The sequence below is a fragment of the Nonomuraea rosea genome (assembly GCF_039539705.1).
In the GTDB taxonomy this organism is placed as follows: domain Bacteria; phylum Actinomycetota; class Actinomycetes; order Streptosporangiales; family Streptosporangiaceae; genus Nonomuraea; species Nonomuraea rosea.
Genome location: NZ_BAABDQ010000026.1, coordinates 132305 through 151005, shown reverse-complemented (window position 1 = coordinate 151005; position 18701 = coordinate 132305). Strand labels below are relative to the sequence as shown.

The window sequence follows — 18701 nt, the reverse complement described above, 5'->3', positions numbered from 1 at the left end:
CGAACACTCAGCGCAGGCGGAGCAGGGCGGGGATGCTCGCGACGCCCGCCAGGAGGTGGGTGTGGCGGACGGCGCCGAGGGTGGCGGCGTCCTGGCTGCCGGTGAGGACCCCGGCCACGATGCGCGCGCCCGCGTTGGTGCCGGCCTGCAGGTCGCGGACGGTGTCGCCGGCGGTGAGGACGCGGCCGACGTCGCGGACACCGGTCGCCTCCATCGCCCGGAAGATCATGTAGGGCGCGGGCCGGCCGGCCGCCACGTCGTCGACGCACACCACCGCGTCCAGGACCCCGTCGTCCCAGCCGACCGCCGCCAGCAGCGCCGTGGTCACCTCGCGGTCGAACCCGGTGGTGAGCGCCACCTTGACGCCGGCCGCGCGCAGCGTGGCGATCGCCTCGGGAACGCCGGCCAGGGGCGACGGCGGCCGGGCGGCGTAGGCCGCGCTCAGCCGGGCGCGGAAATCGGCGAACGCGGCTTCGACGGTGCCGGGGTCCGGCGGGCCGCTCGGTGACTCGGCCAGCAGCGCGGTGATGGCCTCGCGCTTGTCGGCCCCCATCCAGCGCTGGATGGCGGCGGTATCGGGGGCGCCGCCCGCGGCGCGTACGGCCTCCTCCAGCGCGAGGTAGACGGCACCGTGCTCTTCCACGGTGGTGCCGGCGACGTCCAGGACCGCCAGTTCGATCATGGGGTTTCTCCTTGGCTCGGGCTGCGCAGCAGCGCCGGGTGTGCTTGCTGGGAGTTGTCGATGGTGAACGAGACCAGGTCGGGCCGGTAGCGGTCATCGGAGAACTCGACGGGCGCACCGCTCGCGGAGGAGGTGTGCCGGCGCTCGCGCAGCAAGGGCGCGCCGCGCTCGATCCCCAGGAGCCCGGCGTCGGTCTCGTCGGCGCCGACCGCGTCGACGACGTGGCGGGCCCGGCTCAGGTCCACGCCGCATCGGCTCAGGTAGGCGAAGACCGACCCGGAGTCGCAGTCGAAGTCGAACAGCAGCCGTCCGACGGGCCAGACGAACGTGGTGCGCTCGATCATGGCGGGCACCTCGTCCAGCAGCCGCAGCCGCAGCATCTGCACGACGGGCTCGCCCTCCGCCAGCCCGAGCGCGTCGCACGTCTCCGGGGTCGCCGGCCGGCGGGCGATCTCCAGCGTGCGCTGCCCGGGCGTGCGGCCCATCAGCTCCACCCATCGCGAGAAGGACAGGAAGGTCTCGAACGGCTGGGGCATGCTCTGGCTGCGCACCACCGGCGGCTTGCCGCGCCCGCCGCCGATGAGGCCTTCGGCGCGCAGCGTGGCCAGCGCCTGGCGGATCGGGCCGCGCGAGCTGCCCCACTGCTCGCACAGGTGCGACTCCGAGGGGATGGCCGCGCCCACCGGCAGCTCGCCCGAGCTGATCCGGCGGCGCAGCTCCGACGCGACGCGTTCGTGGAGTGGGACGTCCATGGCACTTGACCATACAAGAGTGCCGACACTCTCCGGAAGCCTCTTTTTCCCTGGTAGGTGACATATAAGCGAACACGGAATGATATGTCGGGAGCTGGGTTGACGGTGCACGGCCGAGCGGGGCAGCGTACTTATCATGACAAGTGACGCGGCCGATCTCGTGATCGTCGGTGCGGGCATCGTGGGGCTCGCCCACGCCGTGGACGCCGTGGCCCGTGGGTTGTCCGTCGTGGTGGTCGAGCGGGACGAGCGCGCCGTCGGCGCCTCGGTGCGCAACTTCGGGCACGGCTGCTTCACCGCCCAGGACGGCGTGGCCCTGCGGTACGCGATGGCCGCCAGGACCACGTGGCTGCGCCTGGCCGAGGAGGCGGGGTTCTGGCTGGAGGAGGGCGGCACCGTCGTGGTCGCCCGGGCCGACGACGAGTACGCGGTCCTGGAGGAGTTCGCCGCCGACCGGGACGGCCAGGCCGTCCTGCTCGACGCCCGCCAGGTGGCCGAACGGGTGCCGGTGGGCCCCGGCGTGGTCGGCGGCGCGTGGCTGCCGCTGGACGTACGCGTCGATCCGCGCCAGGCCGTCCACGCCATCGCCGCCTGGCTGGCCCGCCGGGGCGTGCGCTTCCACTGGGCCACCTCCGCGCACCTGGCCGAGCCCGGTCTGGTGACCACCGGCCGGGGCCGGATCCGGGCCGGGCACGTGGTCATGGCCGTCGGGCACGACGTCGATCGGCACTTCCCCGACCTGGCCGAGCGGGCCGGGCTGCGCCGGTGCGTCCTGCGCATGCTGCGCGTGGCCGACCCGCACGGACGCCACGTCGCCCCCGCCGTGTTGTCCGGCTTCTCACTTCTGCGCTACGGCGGCTTCCAGGCCTGCCCGACGCAGCCCGCCCTGCGGGCGCGGCTGGAGAGCGAGCAGCGGGCGCTGACCGACATCGGCCTGAACCTCATGTTCACCCAGCTCCCGGACGGCGACCTCACCATCGGCGACACGCACGCCTACGCCGTCACGCCGGAGCCGTTCGACGACGACGAGCTCGACCGGCGTGTCCTGGCCGAGAGCGCCCGCCTGCTAGGGGCCGGGCCTCTGGCGGTGCGGGAGCGGTGGCGCGGCGTCTACGCCTCGGCCCGTGACCCGTTCCTGGTCGCCGCGCCCATGCCGGGCGTACGAGTGGTGTCGGTCACCTCCGGCATCGGCATGACCACCGCTCTGGGCCTGGCTCCCGAGGTCCTCGACGACCTGGCCTGATCCCCGGCTCGGAGCGTCGTCCACCCGGACCTGGCCTGATCCCCGGCTCGGAGCGTCGTCCACCCGGACCGCGCCGTCACACCGCCATGTCGCCGGTCGTCAACGGCGGCCGTCCGGCGGCCGGGGGAGCCACCACCCTGATGGGCCGCATGCGTTCCCTCCGCAGCAGGACGGCAGCGAAGGACGGGATGTCGGGTGGCGGGAGGGTGATGACGATGGCCATGCTGAGCGAGCTCGCTGATGGCGCCTGGGACATGAAGACCCTTTCGCATCGACCCGATCAGCGCGGCGGCGACGACCGGTCATCTGTTGGGGGCAGCCTGACTCGCCGCAGCCTCTGCCCCTGTCCGGGGCGGGGAAACGAGCCTGAACGGCAGACTCGCCGGCGGCTCCTCAGACGCTGCGGTGATCCGCTTTTCGCCGAACCTCATCGCCGGCTGGTACGAGGGGCCGCACATCGTTGGGACCTACTTCGAGTCACAGGAGCAGGAGGCGTACCAGGTGGCGGCCACGGCCACCCCGTGAGCCGGGCCGCCCGCGCGGCCACGCCATGAGCCGGGCCGGCCGCGCGGCCACGCCGGCAGCCGGGCCCGACCCTGCGGCCCGGCTGCCAGTGTCACCGTCACCGGATCTGGGTCAGGTCGATCAGATGGAGCTGGTCCCCGAGCTGGTAGCTGAGGAGGAGGCTGCTCGGGTCCGTGCTGGGCACCGCTATCCACTGGCCGTCCGGGCGGAGGCCCAGGTCGCCGGACGCGCCGGTGTCCAGGTCGTAGAGTCCCACGCCGGCCGGCCTGCGGTCGCCGTACGGCGAGGGGTAGAAGCGGTCCTGGACCGGCGGGCTCGTCAAGACCGCGTTGCCGGGCGCGGCCTTGTAGCCGGAGCCGTCCCGGTGCCGGAAGAAGCTTCCACCCTTCGTGGTCCTGCCGAGGCAGATGGTCACGCCGCAGAACCTGAGGTTCTCGCCGGGGTGGGTGACGGCGCCTCTGGTCTCGCCGGTCTCGACGTTCAGGATCCGGGCGTACTCGGTGCCGTGGGGTTCGCCGCCCTGACCGGGCGTGCCGATCCACGGCCAGGCGAGCAGGTGCATCCCGGCACCGCCCTCGACGGGCGTCACCGTGCCGCCCGCGAGGGGGACGGTGAAGACCCCGCCGGTGTAGAGAGAGAACACGATCTGGTCGCCGGCCACCGCCAGCTTGTCGATCCCGCTGCCGTCGCCCTCCTTGATGCTCTGGCTGCCGACGAGCTTCGGCTTCCCGCCGCTCACGGGCACGCTCCACAGCTGGGCGACGCGGTCCTTGGTCCCGCTCCACCAGGCCACGTGCCCGCTCCCCACGGCGAAGCCGCCCGCGAAGCCGTGCTGCCCGGGCTCCGGCATGGTGGCGATCTTCTGGTGTACGCCCTTGTCCAGGTCGTAGGCGTACACCGCGACCGCCGCCCCCGTTTCCGCCGTCGAAGTCACCATCAGCGGTGTGCGGTCGCCGACCAACGCGACCGGCTGCCATCCAAGGCCGCCAGGCCCCTTCGCCGGGATCTTCGTCACGGCCTGCGGCCAGACCTTCTCCACGGACGCGGGCGGCTTGGCGGAGAACGACTCCGCGGCGGGCACGGCGGTGATGGTGTCGCCGCCGCGTACGACGGCGACCGTTCCGCCCCCGATCAGCACGACCGCCGCGGCGGCCAGCGTCATCCTGACCCGCCCCCTTTTGCGCCGATGGAGCTGTTCGAGCCGTTCAGGGAGCAGGGGGGGCAGGCGGGGCGCCTGGTCCGCCGCCTGGCCGAACGTCCTGCGCAATGTCTCCTCGACCTCGGTCATCGGGCGTTCCCCCTCGGCATCGGCTCGGTCGGGACGGTGCTGCGGAGTTTGTCCAGCGCGCGGGCGGCCTGGCTGCGTACGGTGCCGCGGGAGATCCCCAGCACGGCGGCGATCTCCGCGTCGCCGAGCTGCTCGTAGTAGCGCAGCACCAGGACGGCGCGCTGCTTGCGCGGCAGGCCGGCCAGCGCCTGCCACATCCGCTGTTCGTCGCCCCCGGGCAGCCGGTCGTGGTGTTCGAGCTCCGGCAGGTCCCAGGCGAGTTGCTCGCGCCTGCGCAGCCGCCAGGCGGCGATGTGCAGCCTGGCCATCGTGGTACGCGCGTAGCTCTCGGGGTTCTCCTTGCGCCGCAGCCTGGGCCAGGCGGCGCGCATCTTCAGCAGCGCCTCCTGCACCAGGTCGGCGGCGTCGTGCGGATTGCCCGCGAGCACGTAGCCGTAGCGCAGCAGCGCGTCACCGCGTTCGGCGACGAACTCCGCGAAACGCGGATCAGCTTCCAACACTCCTCGCCCTTCGTCGTTCCTCCACCTCCCAGAGGAACAAGGTGCGAAAACTGTTGCACGAGCGGCTCAGCGCCCGCCGATGTCCTCGCTCCACGCTTCGGCGTGGCGCCGCTGGAACTCCCGCATCATCGAGACGCACCGCTCGTCGCCGGCCAGCAGGACCTCCACGCCCCGCGATCGGAGGAACCCGATGTCCCCCGCGTAGGTCTCGCATTCGCCGATGACCACGCGGGGGATCTGGAAGAGCAGGATCGCGCCGGTGCACATGGGGCAGGGCGACAGCGTCGTGTAGAGCGTGGTGTCCCGGTAGGACGGGCGCCGGCCCGCGTTGCGCAGGCACGACATCTCGCCGTGGGCTATCGGGTCTCCGGACTGGATGCGTTCGTTGTGCCCTGAGGCGAGGAGCGCGCCGTCGTGCGCCAGCGCCGCCCCGACGGGGATGCCCTTCTCCTGGAGGCTCTTCCCGGCCTCCTGGACGGCGAGGTCGAGCATGCTCTGGTCGGCCGTGGACAGCAACTGATCGGGCATGTCTCGCTCCAGGTGGGTGGCCGCTTCTCAGCAGAAGCATTCCCCATCACCGCGCGATGTGCTCCGGTCGTACGCCGAGGCCGATGAAGCGGCCCATGAGGTGGCGCAGCGGCGGAAGCGCGCGGAAGGCGGTGAAGATGGGCGGCACGTGCCCGGCACCGTCGTCGGCCAGGTCCTTGGGGTAGAGGTCGCGCAGGATGCCGAGCTGGAAGGCCTGCGTCAGCCGCGCCGGCCGTTCCCTGCGGGCCTGTACGCGGGCCAGGTCCGCCTCCTCCGGGCGGTCCTGACGGAGGAGCACGGGGCCGAGCGCCTGCGCGGCGGCCACCGCGTCCTGGATCGCGAGGTTGATGCCCACGCCGCCCGCGGGCGACATCGCGTGCGCGGCGTCGCCGATGAACAGCAGTCCCGGCCGGTGCCACCGGCGCAACCGGTCGACGCGGACGGTGAGCTGGTGGAGGCGCTCCCAGTCGTCGATCAGCGGGAGGCGGTCGCGTAAGGCGGGCGCCAGGCCGGCGATCCGCTCGTGGAAGGCGGGCAGCCCGGCCGCCTGGAGCTCGGGGTAGGCGGAGGTCGGGATCGCGTAGGCGAGCTGCCAGTAGTCGCCGCGGTCGATGGAGATCAGCGCGCCCCGCCCGCCCTGGAAGAACGGCACCTGATCGCCCGCGTGGCGGGGCAGCCGGAACCAGAGCACGTCCAGGGGCGGCGAGCCGGCGGTCGGCTGGAGACCGGCCTGCGCGCGCATGGCGGAGTGGCGTCCGTCCGCCGCGATCACCAGATCGGCCCGCACCTCCAGCGGCCCGTCTCCGGTGACGGCCCGTACGCCGGTCACCTGCCCGTCCGCCTGCACGAGCTCGGTGACCTCGGCGCTCCGGACGAGCCGGAAGGACGGGTACTGCTCGGCCTTGCCCGCCAGGAAGTCCAGCACGTCCCATTGGGGCATGAAGGCGATGTACGGGCACCGTACGCCGAGCCGGGTGAAGTCGGCGAAGGTGACCGCCTTGCCGCCGATGCTGACGGTGACCTCGCTCATCCGGGTGTGCGGCAGCCGCAGGAACTCCTCGATCCAGCCGAGCTCCGCGATGAGCTCCAGCGTGGAGGGATGCACGGTGTCGCCGCGGAAGTCCCTGAGGAAGTCCGCGTGCTTCTCCAGGACGAGCACCTCGACACCCTGACGGGCCAGCAGCAGCCCCGCCATCATCCCGGCCGGTCCACCGCCGGCCACGCAACACCGTACGGACTCGGTACGCATGCGCCTCACCTTTCTGCCTGCGGGAACAGCAGCTCGACGAGCTGTGCGACGTCGACGGGAGAGCCGGTCCTGCGGCCGATGGCCACCGTGGCGAACAGGGTCCTGGCCGCCATCGCGGAGTCGTGCGGGCGCAGCTCGCCCGCCGCGGCCCGCGCGGCCAGGAAGTCGCCGATCAGCCGCTGACCCTCGGCGGCCAGCTCGCCGAGCGCCGCCCGCGCGTGACCGGCGCTGAAGAACACGGTGACCAGGTCGGCGTTGTCGGCCAGCAGCCGGTCGAACGCGCCCAGCAGCCCGGCCAGCACCTCGGCCGCCGGCCGGGCGTCGTGCTCGCCCGCCAGCCTCTCGCGCAGCTGCGGCAGGAAGCCGCGCTCGGTGAGCAGCGCCTGGACCAGGGCTTCCTTGCTGTCGAAGTAGCGGTAGAGCAGGCCGGGCGTCACCTCTGCCGCCTGCGCCAGGTCCTTGACGGTCGCGCCGTCCACGCCCTTGTCCGCGAACACCCTCAGCGCCGCGTCGAGCAACTGCTCGCGTCGCCACTCCGCCTGTTCTCGTCGTGTTCTGGCCATCCCGACCCATTCATTGAATAAATGTTTACTCAATTAACCATACACGACGAGAGACAGGGGGAGCGATCTCAGCGGCTCCTGGCGACGACGTGGACCAGCACGGATTCGTCGGGGAACAGCGGCGGCACGGCGATGCCCGAGCCGGCCAGCGCGGCGCCGGGCAGGGCGAAGTCGCCGGTCGTCCAGGCGGGAGCGGTCCCGTGCGAGGTCACGGGCATGAGCGGGCGCACCGAGTAGACGGTCGCCGGGTCGAGCCCGGGCAGCCGGACGTGACCCGGCGGCCAGGTGGGCGGGCGGTCCAGCATGGCGATCTCATAGACGGCCTCGGAGGCGTCGGCGGCGACCACGCCATGCGCCTGCACGCACTCGGGGGCGTCGTCCACGCGGACCACCACGCCCGTGTGCAGCAGGTGACGGTGCCGTTTGTGCAGGGCGACCCACGAGGCCAGCTCGTCCAGCTCGCCGCCGGTGAGCGTGGTGAGGTCCCATTCGATCCCGTAGTGGCCGAAGAACGCGGTGGCGGCGCGGAAGGCGAGATCGTGGCGGCGGCCGGTGGTGTGGGAGCGGCCGGCGCCGATGTGGCTGCCGATCAGCTCGGGCGGCAGCAGCTGCCCGGTCCAGCGCATGATCTGCTGGCGTTCGGCCGGGTCGATGCAGTCGCTGGCCCACACCCGGTCGGTACGCTCCAGGATGCCGAGGTCCACCCGGCCGCCGCCGCCCGAGCACGACTCGATCTCCAGGCGCGGGTGCTCGGCCCTGATCTCGTCGAGCAGCCGGTAGACGGCGTGCGTCTGGGCGTGGACGGCGGCCCGGCCGCCCTTCGCCGTGGAGCCCGCGTCCACCAGGTCGCGGTTGTGGTCCCACTTGATGAAGTCCAGGTCGTACTCACTGATCAGGGCGAGCAGCCGCGTCCTGACGTACGTGAACGCCTCGGGGTTGGTCAGGTCCAGCACCTGCTGATCGCGGGCGAGCGGCGGCAGGCGGTCGCCGGTCTGCATGATCCAGCCGGGGTGGGCGCGGGCCAGGTCGGAGTCCGGGTTGATCATCTCCGGCTCGAACCAGAGCCCGAATTGCATGCCGAGCTCTCTGACCCGCTTGACCAGCGGCGCGAGCCCGTCCGGCCAGACGGTGGCGTCCACGGTCCAGTCGCCGAGCCCGGCCCGGGCGTCGCGGCGGCCGTGGAACCAGCCGTCGTCCAGCACGAACCGCTCCACCCCGATCCTGGCGGCCCGGTCGGCCAGCTCCAGCAGGCGGTCGAGGTCGTGGTCGAAATAGACGGCCTCCCACGTGTTGAGCATCACGGGCCGGGGCCCGGACGGGTGCGCGGGCCTGGCGCGCAGGTGTTCGTGGAAGCGGTGGGCCGCGGCGTCCAGGCCGCGGCCGTAGGCGGCGTAGATCCAGGGGCCCCGATAGCTCTCGCCCGGGGCCAGGATGATCTCGCCGGGCAGCAGCAGCTCGCCGCCGCCCAGCATGGTCCGGCCGCTGGAGGTGCGCTCGGCGTAGTGGCGGTGGTTGCCGCTGAAGCCGACGTGCAGGCCCCAGGCCTCGCCGCGCCCGAAACCGAGGTCGGAGGTGCCCGCGAAGAGGACGGTGGCGGCGTCGGGGCCGGTCCTGCCGCGCCGGTTCTCGCGCAGGTGGATGCCGGTGGTGAGGGGACGGCGCTGCGGGATGCGTTCCTTGGCCCACCGCCCGGCCTGGTCGAACAGATCCGTGGGGGTGCCGGGCACCGGGAAGGCGAGGTTGAGCGCGTCCAGGGTGTACGGGGATCCGGCCTCGTTGCGCAGGTCCGCGCGGGCCCGCAGGAGACCGGAGTCGCCCAGCTCGACGGTGATCGTGAGGCCGAGGCGGGCGTGCTCGTCACCGGCGGTGGCGGTGAGGGTCTGCCCGGTCCGCCGGTAGGCGACGCGGGTGAAGGCGGGGGACCAGTTCTGTCCCAGGTGATGCCCGGACAGGCCGGGCAGTCCCATCCAGCCGGTACGCGCCTCGGGCACCAGCGGGGTCCGTACGGGCACGTCGACGCTGACGTCCAGCCGGGGACGCAGGTCGGCCGCGAGGTGGGCCAGGGCCTCGTCGTCGAGCGGGCCCAGGTCGGGACCCCAGTGCAGGATCGCGGGCAGGGCGTCGGGCGGGCACTCGATCACCACGGACACGCCGGCGGCTCTGAGGTGCAGAATCTCCATGGACAGCGTTTTCAACCTTTCAATCCGCCGCTGAGCAGGTCCAGCCGCCAGAAGCGCTGCAACGTCAGCAGCAGGACGATGAGCGGGATCACCGACACGGCGGCGCCCACGATGGCGATGCCGTACAGGGTGGGCTGGCCCGAGCCCTTGCTGAGCACGGTGTACAGGCCCACGGTGATCGGGAACTTGGACTCGTCCGAGAGCATGATGTAGGGCAGCAGGAAGTTGTTCCAGATCCCGACGAACTGCAGCAGGAAGATCGTCACCATGCCGGGCACCATCATGGGCAGCCCGATCGAGCCGAGGATGCGATATTCGCTCGCCCCGTCGATCCTGGCCGCCTCCATCGTCGCGTCCGGGACGGAGGCCATCGCGTAGACCCTGGCCAGGTAGATGCCGAACGGGGAGATGAGGCTCGGCAGCAGGACCGACCAGTAGCCACCCACCAGGTCGAGCTCGGACATGATCAGGTATTGCGGGATGGCCAGCGTCATGCCGGGCACGAGGACGCCGGCCAGGATGGCGTAGAACAGGATGCTCCGGCCACGGAACTCGTACTTGGCCATGGCGAACCCGGCCAGCGCCGAGATCAGGGTGGAGGCCGCGGCGCCGGCGACGGCGTACAGAGCGCTGTTGGCCGTCCACCGCAGGTAGAGGCCGTCCCCGTAGGCGAACAGGTCGCGCAGGTTGTCCAGCAGGCCGGTCCCCGGCGCGAACGTGAACGTCGAGAACAGCTCGCCGCTCGACTTGGTCGAGGCCACGAGCACCCAGGCGACGGGCACCAGGCAGTAGATCGCGCCGAGGAGCAGGACGAGGGTGGGCAGGACCTGCCCGCGACGGCGCGGGAGCGCGCGGTGGACGGCGCTCACTGCATGCCTCCGAACGCGCGCTTCTGGGTGACCTTCAGGAGCACGACCGAGATCACGAGCGTGCCCGCGGCCAGCAGGACGGAGGCGGCCGAGGCCAGCGGCAGGTCGTCCCGCGTGAAGGCGTCGCGGTAGATGTGCATCAAGGGCACCCAGTCCTGGGAGATCTCCGGGGTCATCGGTTTCAGGGTGGTCGGCTCGCCGTACACCTGCAGCGTCCCGATCAGCGCGAACAGCCCGGTGAGCACGAGGGCGGGCGCCACCAGCGGGATCTTGATCCGCCAGGCGATCTGCCATTCGGAGGCCCCGTCGATGCGCGCCGCGTCGTACAGCTCCGACGGGATGCCGCGCAGCGACGTGTAGATGATGATCATGTTGAAGCCGACGCCGCCCCACACCGCGATGTTGGCCAGCGACGGGTAGATGGCGCCCGCCCCGAGAAAGGGGATCTCGCCCAGCCCCAGCTCCCGGGTCAGGAAGCTGAACGGGCTGGTCGACGGCAGGTACATGAAGCCCCACAGCAGCGAGGCCGTCACCCCGGGCACGGCGTACGGGATGAAGATCGCCGTGCGGGAGAACCTCTTGGCCCGCGAACCCGCGTGGTCGAGAAGCAGCGCGAACACCAGCGCGAGCCCGAGCGTGAGCGGCACGCTGATCAGGCCGTAGAGCGCGAGCCTGCCGAAGCCGGCGAAGAACTCGGGGTCGGTGAGCGTCTTGACGTAGTTGTCGAGCCCGACGAACACCTCTTCGCGCGTGCCGAAGATGCCCTTGCCGGTCAGCCGCAGGCCGCGCGCGCTGAGGTAGATCGCGTAGCCGATGGGGACCGCCAGGAAGGCGACGAAGAGCAGCACGGCGGGCGCGACGAAGAGATAGGGAGCCCGGGTCCGCCGCTCCGCCCTGGGCAGAGCGGTCACGGGCCGGCGACCTTGAAGCCGGTGGTCTTCATGTCCTCCACCACGGTGGTGTTCGTCTTCGTCAGGGCGTCCCGCAGCGGGGTGTGGTCACGGACCGCGGCGGCGACCGCGTCCTGGTAGGCGCTGCTGGCGGTGCCGACGTTCGGGCCCCAGCTGATGTGCGGGATCGTGCTCTGGGCCGCCTTCGTGGCGATGTCCCAATAGTCCTTCTGGTTCGCCGTCAGCTTGGGCGGCGCGCTGCTGCTCGCGGCCTGCTGCCCGGCCAGCGACGCCGGGTACTCGCCCAGCTCGATCTGGACGTCGTACGCGGCCTTGTCGGTGTTCATCCACTTGGCGAACGTGGCGGCGGCCTCGGCGTGCTTGGAGGTCTTGGTGACGGTCAGCGCGGAGCCGCCCTGGAAGGCCACCCGGCTGTCACCCGCCGTCCACTGGGGAAGCGGCGCGATGGCCCAGTCGCCGGCCTGCTTCTCCGCGATGCCGTACAGCACGCCCGGCGCCCACAGCGCGCTCGGCCAGGTGAGGATCTTGCCCTTGTTCAGCCTGTTGTTCCACTCCGGGGTGAGCAGCGGCTCGGCCTTGACCAGGTCCTTGTCGATGAGCCCCTGCCAGTAGTCGGCCACCGCGAGGGAGGCCTGGTCCGCGATGCCCACGGTCCACGTCTGGTCCTGGACCTTCCACCAGGAGGCGCCGGCCTGCTGGGCCAGCCCGGCGAAGTTGCCGAACTCGGCGGGCGCGAAGCTCGCGAGGTAGCTCTCCGGATCCTTCTTGCGCACGTCGGCCGCGACCTTGGCGAAGTCCTGCCAGGTGGCCGGCGGCTCGATCTTCAGCTCTTCGAAGCGCTTCTTGTTGTAGACGAGGACCATCGGGCCGACGTCCTGCGGCACGCCGTACACCGCGCCGTCGAAGCTGGTCAGGTCCCACACCTCCGGGCTGAAGGCGGTCTTGATGTCGCCGGTGTGGGCGGAGATGTCGGCCAGCGCACCGGCCACGATCATGGAAGGCAGCGTCTCGTACTCGATGCAGGCGGCGTCGGGGCCGTTGCCCGCCCGGGTCGCCGTGAGCAGCTTGGCCGCCGTGTCCGTGCCGCCTCCCACGTCGGTCTGCTTGACCTGGATGTCCGGGTGGGACTTGTTGAACGCTTCGACCTTGGGCTTCTGCGTGGTGCCCCAGCACCAGAACTCCAGCGTGACCGGCCCGGCGGCCGCCGCCGGCGTGCCAGTGCTCCCGGACGTGCTGCCGGACGTGCCCGACGAACAGGCCGCGAGGACGGCTGCCGTGCCGAGCACTGCGATCGATCCGGCGAGCCTCGTGATACGCATTCGTGCCTCCTTCATGCAAAGCGAGCTGGCTTTGCAACAAAGCCAACCTAGAGAGAAGGTGAGAGGCATGTCACTACTTGTGCATAGATTTCGTGCGTGTTATGTGAACGCGTCGTGACGTAATCGACATGCTAGCTTTGCCGCGAAATCAACTGAGAGAGGCTGGCGCTGATGCGGGTGGAGCCCCAAAGATGGTGCGGCATGTGGGACGTCTTGCCCGACGCGGCACGCTCCATCGTCAAGGAGCTCATCATCCACGGTCCGCAGTCCAGGACCGCGCTGGCCAGGACTCTGCGCCTGTCCACCGGCAGCCTCACAAGGCTGACCAAGCCCATGGTCGACGCCGGGCTCCTCGTCGAAGGCGACGTGGTGCACGACCCGGTCAACGGCCGCCCGACCCGCCCGCTCGACGTGGCCGCGGGAGAGCACGGCTTCTTCGGCGTCAAGCTGACCGCGGACCGGGTCCACGCGGTCGTCACCGACCTGCGCGCCCAGATCGTCGCGGCCCGCGACGAGCCGATCTCCGACAAACGCCCCGAGGCCGTGTGCCGCCAGATCAGAGGGCTGCTCGACGAGCTGTCCGGCGAGGAGAAGACGCTCGTCGGGGCCGGTGTCACGCTCGGCGGCGACGCCCGCTCGGCGGCCCAGCTGGGCGGCGAGCGGCTGGTCGACTCGTCGTATCTCGGCTGGCGGCAGGTGCCGCTCAAGTCGCTGCTGGAGCAGGCGCTGGGCGTCCCGTGCGTGGTCAAGAACGACGTGGCGGCGCTGGGCAACCAGCACCACTGGTTCGGGGCGGCGCGCGGGCTGCGCGACTTCGCGCTCGTCTCGATCGGGGCGGGGGTCGGCTACGCCCTGGTCGTCCACGATCATCTGGTGGCCACGTCCGAGTCGGACCTCGGCATGTTCGCCCACCTGGTGCTGAACGCGGGCGGGCCGATGTGCGGCGAGGGCCACCGCGGCTGCGCCTCCTCCTACCTGGCCAGCTCGTCGATCGTGGCCGCCGCCGGGCAGGGGCTGCGGCGGCCGGTGACGTACGAGGAGGTGCTGCGCCTGGCCGCGGAAGGGGACAAGGTGTGCCTCAGCGTCGTCGGCGAGGCCGCGGACGCGCTCGGCAGGCTCATCGCCCACATCGCGACGTTCTCCATGGTCAAGACGGTGATCGTGGCCGGTGAGGGCGTGGAGCTGGCCCGCGTCGCCAAGGACGGCCTCGACCGGGCGCTCGGCGCGAACCGGCGCGGCCAGCCCGAGTCCGTAGACGTGCTGATCGAGGTGGACGACTTCCGCGAATGGGCCCGTGGCGGCGCGGTGGTGGCCATCCAGAGTTTCGTGACCGGCAGCGACTGACAGCGCGCCCGGGACAGTAGGACGGCCGGGACAGCGCGGCCGAGACACCCCTGATGGAGAGAAGCATGTATTTCGGCGGAGACTACAACCCCGAACAGTGGCCGGAGGAGGTCTGGCTGGAGGACGTCCGGCTGATGCGGGAGGCGAAGGTCAACCTCGCCACCGTGGGGGTCTTCTCCTGGGCCCGGCTTGAGCCGTCGGAGGGCGTCTACGACTTCGGCTGGCTCGACCGCGTCATGAACCTGCTGCACGACAACGGCATCCAGGTCAACCTGGCGACCCCGACGGCCTCGCCGCCGCCCTGGTTCGGCCTGGCGCATCAGGACGCGATGCCGGTTCGGGCCGACGGGACCCGGCTCACGCACGGCAGCCGCGACACGTACTGCGTCAACGCGCCCGCGTACCGGGCCGCGTCGCGCGGCATCGCGACGGCGCTCGCCGAGCGGTACGGCGCGCACCCGGCGACGGTGATGTGGCACGTGCACAACGAGTACGGCACGACCTGCCACTGCGACCACTGCGCCGGGGCCTTCCGGGTCTGGCTGCGTGACCGGCACACGTCACTCGACGCGCTCAACGACGCGTGGAGCACGGCGTTCTGGAGCCAGCACTACTCGGCGTGGGAGCAGATCATGCCGCCGCGGACCACCCAGTACCGGTCGAACCCCGCCCACCTGCTGGACTACCGCCGCTTCTGCTCCGACGCGCTGCTCGCCCACTACCGCGAGCAGCGCGACATCCTGCGCGCGCACGGGGACCAGCCGGTGACCACCAACTACGTCATGGCCGGGTGGACGCCCCTGGATCACTGGAAGTGGTCGGCCGAGGTCGATCTCGTCGGCATCGACCACTACACCGACGAGCCGGGCGACGCCGGGCTCGCCCAGGTCGCGTTCGCCTCCGACCTGGCACGCTCCTGGGCGCGCGGGAAGCCGTGGCTGCTCATGGAGCAGGGTGTCGCGGCCATGTACACCCCCGGCGGGACGCTCCCGCTGGAGCCGGGCGAGCACACGCGGCGCAGCCTCGACTACGTGGCCCGCGGGGCGACCGGGGTGCTGCACTTCCAGTGGCGCGCCTCGCAGGGCGGTGCGGAGCAGTGGTGCCAGGGCATGGTCCCGCACGCGGGCGCCGACAGCCGGATCTTCCGTGAGATCGCCGGCCTGGGCCGGACGCTCAGCACCCTGCCTCCCGCGGAGCCCGCCGCGGCCGAGGTGGCCATCCTCTGGGACGACGAGGCCGCCTGGGCCCTGCAGAATCCCGCGATGCCGGTGGCCGGGCTGGACTTCCGCGCGTCGGTGGAGGCGGCGCACCGGGTGCTGTGGCAGCGGGGCCTCACCACCGACTTCGTCCACCCTTCTCACGATATTTCGCGTTATCGGGCGGTGCTGGTGCCGTCCCTGTACCTGATCTCCGACGAAGCCGTCGCCAACCTCACCGCGTACGTCGAGGGCGGCGGCACCTTGATCGTGTCGTACTTCAGCGGCATCGCCGACCCCGACACCCGCGTCCGGCTGGGCGGCTACCCCGGCGCGCTGCGCGACCTGCTCGGCGTCCGCGTCGAGGAGTTCCGCCCGCTGTCCGCCCCCGTCACGCTGTCCGACGGGACGACCGCCACCTTCTGGAGCGAGGACGTCACGCTGACCGGCGCGACGGCGACCGTGACCTACGCCGGCGGCGGCCCGGCGGTCACCCGGCGCCAGGCAGGCGCGGGCACCGCCTGGTACGTCTCGACCAAGCTGGACCCGGCCGGACTCGCGAACGTCCTGACCCAGGCCGGCGTCTGACACCGGTTCACGCCCGGCTCCGCCGTCCGGTCGTACAGGCATGAGTCCTGTACGGCCGGACCGCGGTTTCTACCACTTTGGCGATAACGAAGTGCGGCCTCTGACGTCCAGCGACCGGCGTCGCGCGAACACCAGGAAGACGGCGATCAACGGGGAGCCGGTTCATTCGCGGAGGGGCTCGTGGGGGATTCACCGGGGGAGACGTGCACGCAACGGGTCGTGGCCGGGCGAGCGGGCGAGCTGCCCGCGTGGCTGCTCGACGGGATGTTCCGGCTTCGTCATGAGGTGTTCTACGAACGCCTGCGCTGGGACGTCCACAGCGCCCACGGCCGGGAACGCGATCTCTACGACGACTGCGACCCGGTCTATGTGATCGGTTACGTGGAGGGCTGCGACGAGGTGACGGGCTGCTGCCGGCTGCTGCCCACCGATGGTCCGTACATGCTCCGTGACGTCTTCTCCGAGACGCTGCGCGGCGGCCCGGCCCCGCACGATCCGGCCGTCTGGGAGCTCAGCCGCCTGGCCGCCGGCCGCGCCTGGTCGCGCGGCCTGTCGGCGGGGTTCGGCCCGCTGGCCCGCGCGCTGATCTGGGAGGCGTTCCGCTGGGTCGATCGGCACGGCGACACGGTGATCGGGGTGTCCAGCGTGGCCGTGGAGCGCAGCGTGAACGCCATGGGCATCGAGACCCGGCGGTTCGGTGACGGGAGGGCGACGCGCGTCGGCAAGCTGCTCTGCTCCGCCTATGCCACGTCGACCAGGGATTTCCTGGACAACGCGGCTCCGGTCCCGATGGCGGAGCTGCGTTGCGGGAACGGGCACAGGGGCCGGTGACCCACGCCTACGCCACGCTCTGCCACCCGGGCAAGGGCCAGGCGCCGAAGGGGTGCGTGACCGCGGGTAGCTCGTGCACCTGGACAAGGACACCGGCAAGGTGCTCAGGAAGGTCCCGGTGCGGGGCCTGTCCATGACGGCCAATTTCGTCTACCTGCGCAGCTGGACCGGACCCCAGGAGATCATCGCGCTCGCCCGGCCCTTCAAGTGCCTGGACCGCCGCGACGACGCCCCGGCCCCGACCGCGGACCCGGAGTACGTCCCCTTCACGGCTTACGCGGTGAACGTCAACACCGGGCAGGCCAGGAAGCTCGCCACCTGCACCGCCCAGGACTTCTTCCCTATCGTGCTCCCGGGCTTCCCGGGCACATTGTGACAGCACTTATATAAGTACTGTTAAGATTGGTCGCGTGACCGATCCTCATGTGCCAGACCCCACCCAGGAAAGCCTCTGGCGTCCGTTGCGGCTCCTGCAGGCCTCGATGGACGACGACATCGCCCGGCTCTACGCCGCCAAACGCATCGACGGCCTCAAGCCGAGCTACGTGATGGAGCTGCTCCGGCTGCACGCTCACGGGCCCATGACCATCACGGAGCTGGCCGAGTCGGTCGGCCGCACGCATTCGGCCCTCAGCCAGAAGGTGGCCGCGATGCGGGCGGCCGGCTGGGTCCGCACCGTCGCGGGCGACGACGCGCGCAGCAAGAAGGTGACGCTCACCCGCAAGGCCCGCGACGTCGCCGGCCGGCTGGCCGCCGAATGGCGGGCGACCGAGGCGGCCATCGCCGAGGTCGAGGCCGAGATCCCCTATCCGCTCTCCCGGGTCGTCACCGACATCGAGCAGGCCCTGGCCCGCAAGAGCTTCCACGACCGGATCGCGGAGAAGCTGGCGGAGGACCCCGGGTGGAGCTGAGGCACACGCTCCTCGACGTGTCGCCGCTCCGGTCGTCGCCGCCGTTCCTGCGGTTATGGATCGGGCAGACCCTGTCCGGGTTCGGCAGCCAGATGACCATGGTCGCCGTGATGTTCCAGGTCTGGCAGACGACGAAGAGCACCGCCTGGACGGGCGCGGTCGGGCTGGCGCAGGCCGTCCCGCTCATCGTGCTCGGGCTCTTCGCCGGGTCGCTCGTCGACCGGATGGATCGCCGCAGGCTCTACCTGTTCGCGCTCTGCGGCCAGGCCGTGTGCTCGCTGCTCTTCGTCCTTCAGGGCCTGCTCGGGCACCTCCCGGCCGCCGGCGTCCTGGGGCTGGTCGCCGTGCAGTCCTGCCTGTCCGCGGTCGGCGGTCCGGCCGCGCGCACCTTCGTCTCGCACCTGCTGCCGAAGGAGCAGGTGGCGGCCGGTCTGGCGCTGCGGCGGATCGCCTTCCAGGGCGGCCTGCTGGCCGGCCCCGCGCTCGGCGGGCTGATCGTGGGCGCGCTGGGCGTCGGCGGCTGCTACGTGATCGACGCGCTCACCTTCGCCGCCGCGCTCTACGGCGCCTCCGGCCTGCCGCCGATGGGTCCTGGCGACGAGCCCGCCCGGCCCGGCCTGCGCGGGGTGCTGGACGGCCTGGCCTTCCTGGCCCGCACTCCCGTCATCCGCGGCGCCCTGCTCACGGACCTGGCCGCCACCGTGCTGTCGATGCCGATCAGCCTGTTCCCGCTGGTCAACGCCGAGCGGTTCGGCGACGATCCGCGCACGCTCGGGTTGTTCCTGACGGCCATCGCCACCGGCGGCGTCGCCGCCTCGCTCTTCTCCGGCTCGTTCACCCGGCTGCCGCGCCCCGGCCTGGTCATGCTCGGCGGCTCCGCGGCGTGGGGTGCGGCGCTCACGCTGTTCGGGCTGTCGGCGCACCCATGGGCCGGGCTGGCCTGCCTCGTCCTGGCCGGCGCGGCCGACACCGTGTCCGTGGTGGCCAGGAGCACGATCGTCCAGACGCACACCCCGCGCGAGCTGCTCGGCCGGGTCGGCGCCGCCGAACAGATCGTCGGGCAGGCCGGGCCCGACCTCGGAAACCTGCGCGGGGGCCTCGTCGCGGACGCGACTTCGGGGGCGACCGCGCTGATCAGCGGCGGCCTGCTCTGCCTGGGCGCGGTCGCCCTGGTGAGCGCCACGACGCCGGGCCTGCGCCGATCCGTCAAATGACGCATACT

At 71.7% G+C, this 18701-nt stretch carries 19 protein-coding genes; 7 read left to right on the top strand and 12 right to left on the bottom strand.

Annotated features, from left to right (window positions below; genetic code table 11):
* Positions 1-7: 7 nt before the first annotated feature.
* Together ABEA43_RS43420 and ABEA43_RS43415 are read right to left on the bottom strand one after the other, a co-directional pair.
* Positions 8-682 (bottom strand): phosphonatase-like hydrolase, encoded by a 675-nt coding sequence (locus ABEA43_RS43420; RefSeq protein ID WP_345571580.1) that lies wholly within the window; start codon positions 680-682, stop codon positions 8-10.
* Complete coding sequence (locus tag ABEA43_RS43415) at positions 679-1434, bottom strand: GntR family transcriptional regulator (RefSeq protein WP_345571578.1); 756 nt, start codon at positions 1432-1434, stop codon at positions 679-681. The genes ABEA43_RS43420 and ABEA43_RS43415 overlap by 4 nt, the downstream gene beginning before the upstream one ends.
* 136 nt (positions 1435-1570) lie before the next feature.
* Here ABEA43_RS43415 and ABEA43_RS43410 point away from each other — a divergent pair, with 136 nt between their 5' ends.
* Positions 1571-2677 (top strand): TIGR03364 family FAD-dependent oxidoreductase, encoded by a 1107-nt coding sequence (locus ABEA43_RS43410; protein WP_345571576.1) that lies wholly within the window; start codon positions 1571-1573, stop codon positions 2675-2677.
* Positions 2678-2753: 76 nt separating this feature from the next.
* Here the strand turns inward: ABEA43_RS43410 and ABEA43_RS43405 are convergent, their stop codons facing one another.
* From ABEA43_RS43405 to ABEA43_RS43360, 10 genes are all read right to left on the bottom strand, one after another.
* Complete coding sequence (locus ABEA43_RS43405; RefSeq protein ID WP_345571574.1) at positions 2754-2900, bottom strand: hypothetical protein; 147 nt, start codon at positions 2898-2900, stop codon at positions 2754-2756.
* A 399-nt stretch (positions 2901-3299) separates the two neighbouring features.
* Positions 3300-4490, bottom strand: a complete 1191-nt coding sequence (locus tag ABEA43_RS43400; protein WP_345571572.1) for a TolB-like translocation protein — start codon at positions 4488-4490, stop codon at positions 3300-3302.
* On the bottom strand, positions 4487-4990 hold the full coding sequence (locus ABEA43_RS43395) for a SigE family RNA polymerase sigma factor (RefSeq protein WP_425570479.1): 504 nt from the start codon (positions 4988-4990) through the stop codon (positions 4487-4489). The genes ABEA43_RS43400 and ABEA43_RS43395 overlap by 4 nt, the downstream gene beginning before the upstream one ends.
* A 66-nt stretch (positions 4991-5056) precedes the next feature.
* Positions 5057-5518: a nucleoside deaminase gene (locus tag ABEA43_RS43390; protein ID WP_345571568.1), complete on the bottom strand. Its 462-nt coding sequence runs from the start codon at positions 5516-5518 to the stop codon at positions 5057-5059.
* Positions 5519-5564: 46 nt separating this feature from the next.
* Positions 5565-6767, bottom strand: coding sequence for an FAD-dependent oxidoreductase (locus ABEA43_RS43385; RefSeq protein ID WP_345571566.1), 1203 nt, complete (start codon positions 6765-6767; stop codon positions 5565-5567).
* Between the two features lie 5 nt (positions 6768-6772).
* A complete protein-coding gene (locus ABEA43_RS43380) occupies positions 6773-7330 on the bottom strand; it encodes a TetR/AcrR family transcriptional regulator (protein WP_345571564.1) in 558 nt (185 codons plus the stop codon).
* A gap of 68 nt (positions 7331-7398) precedes the next feature.
* A complete protein-coding gene (locus ABEA43_RS43375; RefSeq protein WP_345571563.1) occupies positions 7399-9510 on the bottom strand; it encodes an alpha-galactosidase in 2112 nt (703 codons plus the stop codon).
* Positions 9511-9521: 11 nt separating this feature from the next.
* Positions 9522-10379 carry a carbohydrate ABC transporter permease gene (locus tag ABEA43_RS43370; RefSeq protein WP_345571561.1) on the bottom strand — a complete coding sequence of 286 codons (858 nt, stop codon included), beginning with the start codon at positions 10377-10379 and terminating at the stop codon, positions 9522-9524.
* Entirely contained in the window at positions 10376-11290 is a 915-nt protein-coding gene (locus ABEA43_RS43365) for a carbohydrate ABC transporter permease (RefSeq protein WP_345571559.1), read from the bottom strand. The genes ABEA43_RS43370 and ABEA43_RS43365 overlap by 4 nt, the downstream gene beginning before the upstream one ends.
* Positions 11287-12609, bottom strand: a complete 1323-nt coding sequence (locus ABEA43_RS43360) for an ABC transporter substrate-binding protein (RefSeq protein WP_345571557.1) — start codon at positions 12607-12609, stop codon at positions 11287-11289. Before ABEA43_RS43360 ends, ABEA43_RS43365 begins: the two co-directional genes overlap by 4 nt.
* A gap of 201 nt (positions 12610-12810) precedes the next feature.
* Between ABEA43_RS43360 and ABEA43_RS43355 the strand changes: the two genes are divergently transcribed.
* From ABEA43_RS43355 to ABEA43_RS43330, 6 genes are all read left to right on the top strand, one after another.
* The gene (locus tag ABEA43_RS43355) at positions 12811-13953 is read left to right on the top strand and encodes an ROK family protein (RefSeq protein WP_345571555.1); all 1143 of its coding nucleotides are present in this window, start codon (positions 12811-12813) and stop codon (positions 13951-13953) included.
* Positions 13954-14018: 65 nt separating this feature from the next.
* The gene (locus ABEA43_RS43350) at positions 14019-15737 is read left to right on the top strand and encodes a beta-galactosidase (protein ID WP_345571554.1); all 1719 of its coding nucleotides are present in this window, start codon (positions 14019-14021) and stop codon (positions 15735-15737) included.
* Positions 15738-15917: 180 nt separating this feature from the next.
* The gene (locus tag ABEA43_RS43345) at positions 15918-16568 is read left to right on the top strand and encodes an acyl-homoserine-lactone synthase (protein ID WP_345571552.1); all 651 of its coding nucleotides are present in this window, start codon (positions 15918-15920) and stop codon (positions 16566-16568) included.
* Positions 16569-16641: 73 nt separating this feature from the next.
* Positions 16642-16944, top strand: a complete 303-nt coding sequence (locus ABEA43_RS43340; RefSeq protein ID WP_345571549.1) for a hypothetical protein — start codon at positions 16642-16644, stop codon at positions 16942-16944.
* A 34-nt stretch (positions 16945-16978) separates the two neighbouring features.
* Entirely contained in the window at positions 16979-17479 is a 501-nt protein-coding gene (locus tag ABEA43_RS43335; RefSeq protein ID WP_345571548.1) for a MarR family winged helix-turn-helix transcriptional regulator, read from the top strand.
* Positions 17470-18693, top strand: a complete 1224-nt coding sequence (locus ABEA43_RS43330) for an MFS transporter (RefSeq protein WP_345571546.1) — start codon at positions 17470-17472, stop codon at positions 18691-18693. Before ABEA43_RS43335 ends, ABEA43_RS43330 begins: the two co-directional genes overlap by 10 nt.
* The last annotated feature ends 8 nt before the right edge of the window (positions 18694-18701 follow it).

Excerpts from the sequence above, each read along its gene's own strand:
- ABEA43_RS43380 (WP_345571564.1), bottom strand. The coding sequence starts at position 7,330 with ATGGCCAGAACACGACGAGAACAGGCGGAGTGGCGACGCGAGCAGTTG.
- ABEA43_RS43405 (WP_345571574.1), bottom strand. The coding sequence starts at position 2,900 with ATGGCCATCGTCATCACCCTCCCGCCACCCGACATCCCGTCCTTCGCT.
- ABEA43_RS43360 (WP_345571557.1), bottom strand. The coding sequence starts at position 12,609 with ATGCGTATCACGAGGCTCGCCGGATCGATCGCAGTGCTCGGCACGGCA.
- ABEA43_RS43415 (WP_345571578.1), bottom strand. The coding sequence starts at position 1,434 with ATGGACGTCCCACTCCACGAACGCGTCGCGTCGGAGCTGCGCCGCCGG.
- ABEA43_RS43400 (WP_345571572.1), bottom strand. The coding sequence starts at position 4,490 with ATGACCGAGGTCGAGGAGACATTGCGCAGGACGTTCGGCCAGGCGGCG.
- ABEA43_RS43420 (WP_345571580.1), bottom strand. The coding sequence starts at position 682 with ATGATCGAACTGGCGGTCCTGGACGTCGCCGGCACCACCGTGGAAGAG.
- ABEA43_RS43355 (WP_345571555.1), top strand. The coding sequence starts at position 12,811 with ATGTGGGACGTCTTGCCCGACGCGGCACGCTCCATCGTCAAGGAGCTC.
- ABEA43_RS43350 (WP_345571554.1), top strand. The coding sequence starts at position 14,019 with ATGTATTTCGGCGGAGACTACAACCCCGAACAGTGGCCGGAGGAGGTC.
- ABEA43_RS43385 (WP_345571566.1), bottom strand. The coding sequence starts at position 6,767 with ATGCGTACCGAGTCCGTACGGTGTTGCGTGGCCGGCGGTGGACCGGCC.
- ABEA43_RS43390 (WP_345571568.1), bottom strand. The coding sequence starts at position 5,518 with ATGCCCGATCAGTTGCTGTCCACGGCCGACCAGAGCATGCTCGACCTC.
- ABEA43_RS43410 (WP_345571576.1), top strand. The coding sequence starts at position 1,571 with ATGACAAGTGACGCGGCCGATCTCGTGATCGTCGGTGCGGGCATCGTG.
- ABEA43_RS43375 (WP_345571563.1), bottom strand. The coding sequence starts at position 9,510 with ATGGAGATTCTGCACCTCAGAGCCGCCGGCGTGTCCGTGGTGATCGAG.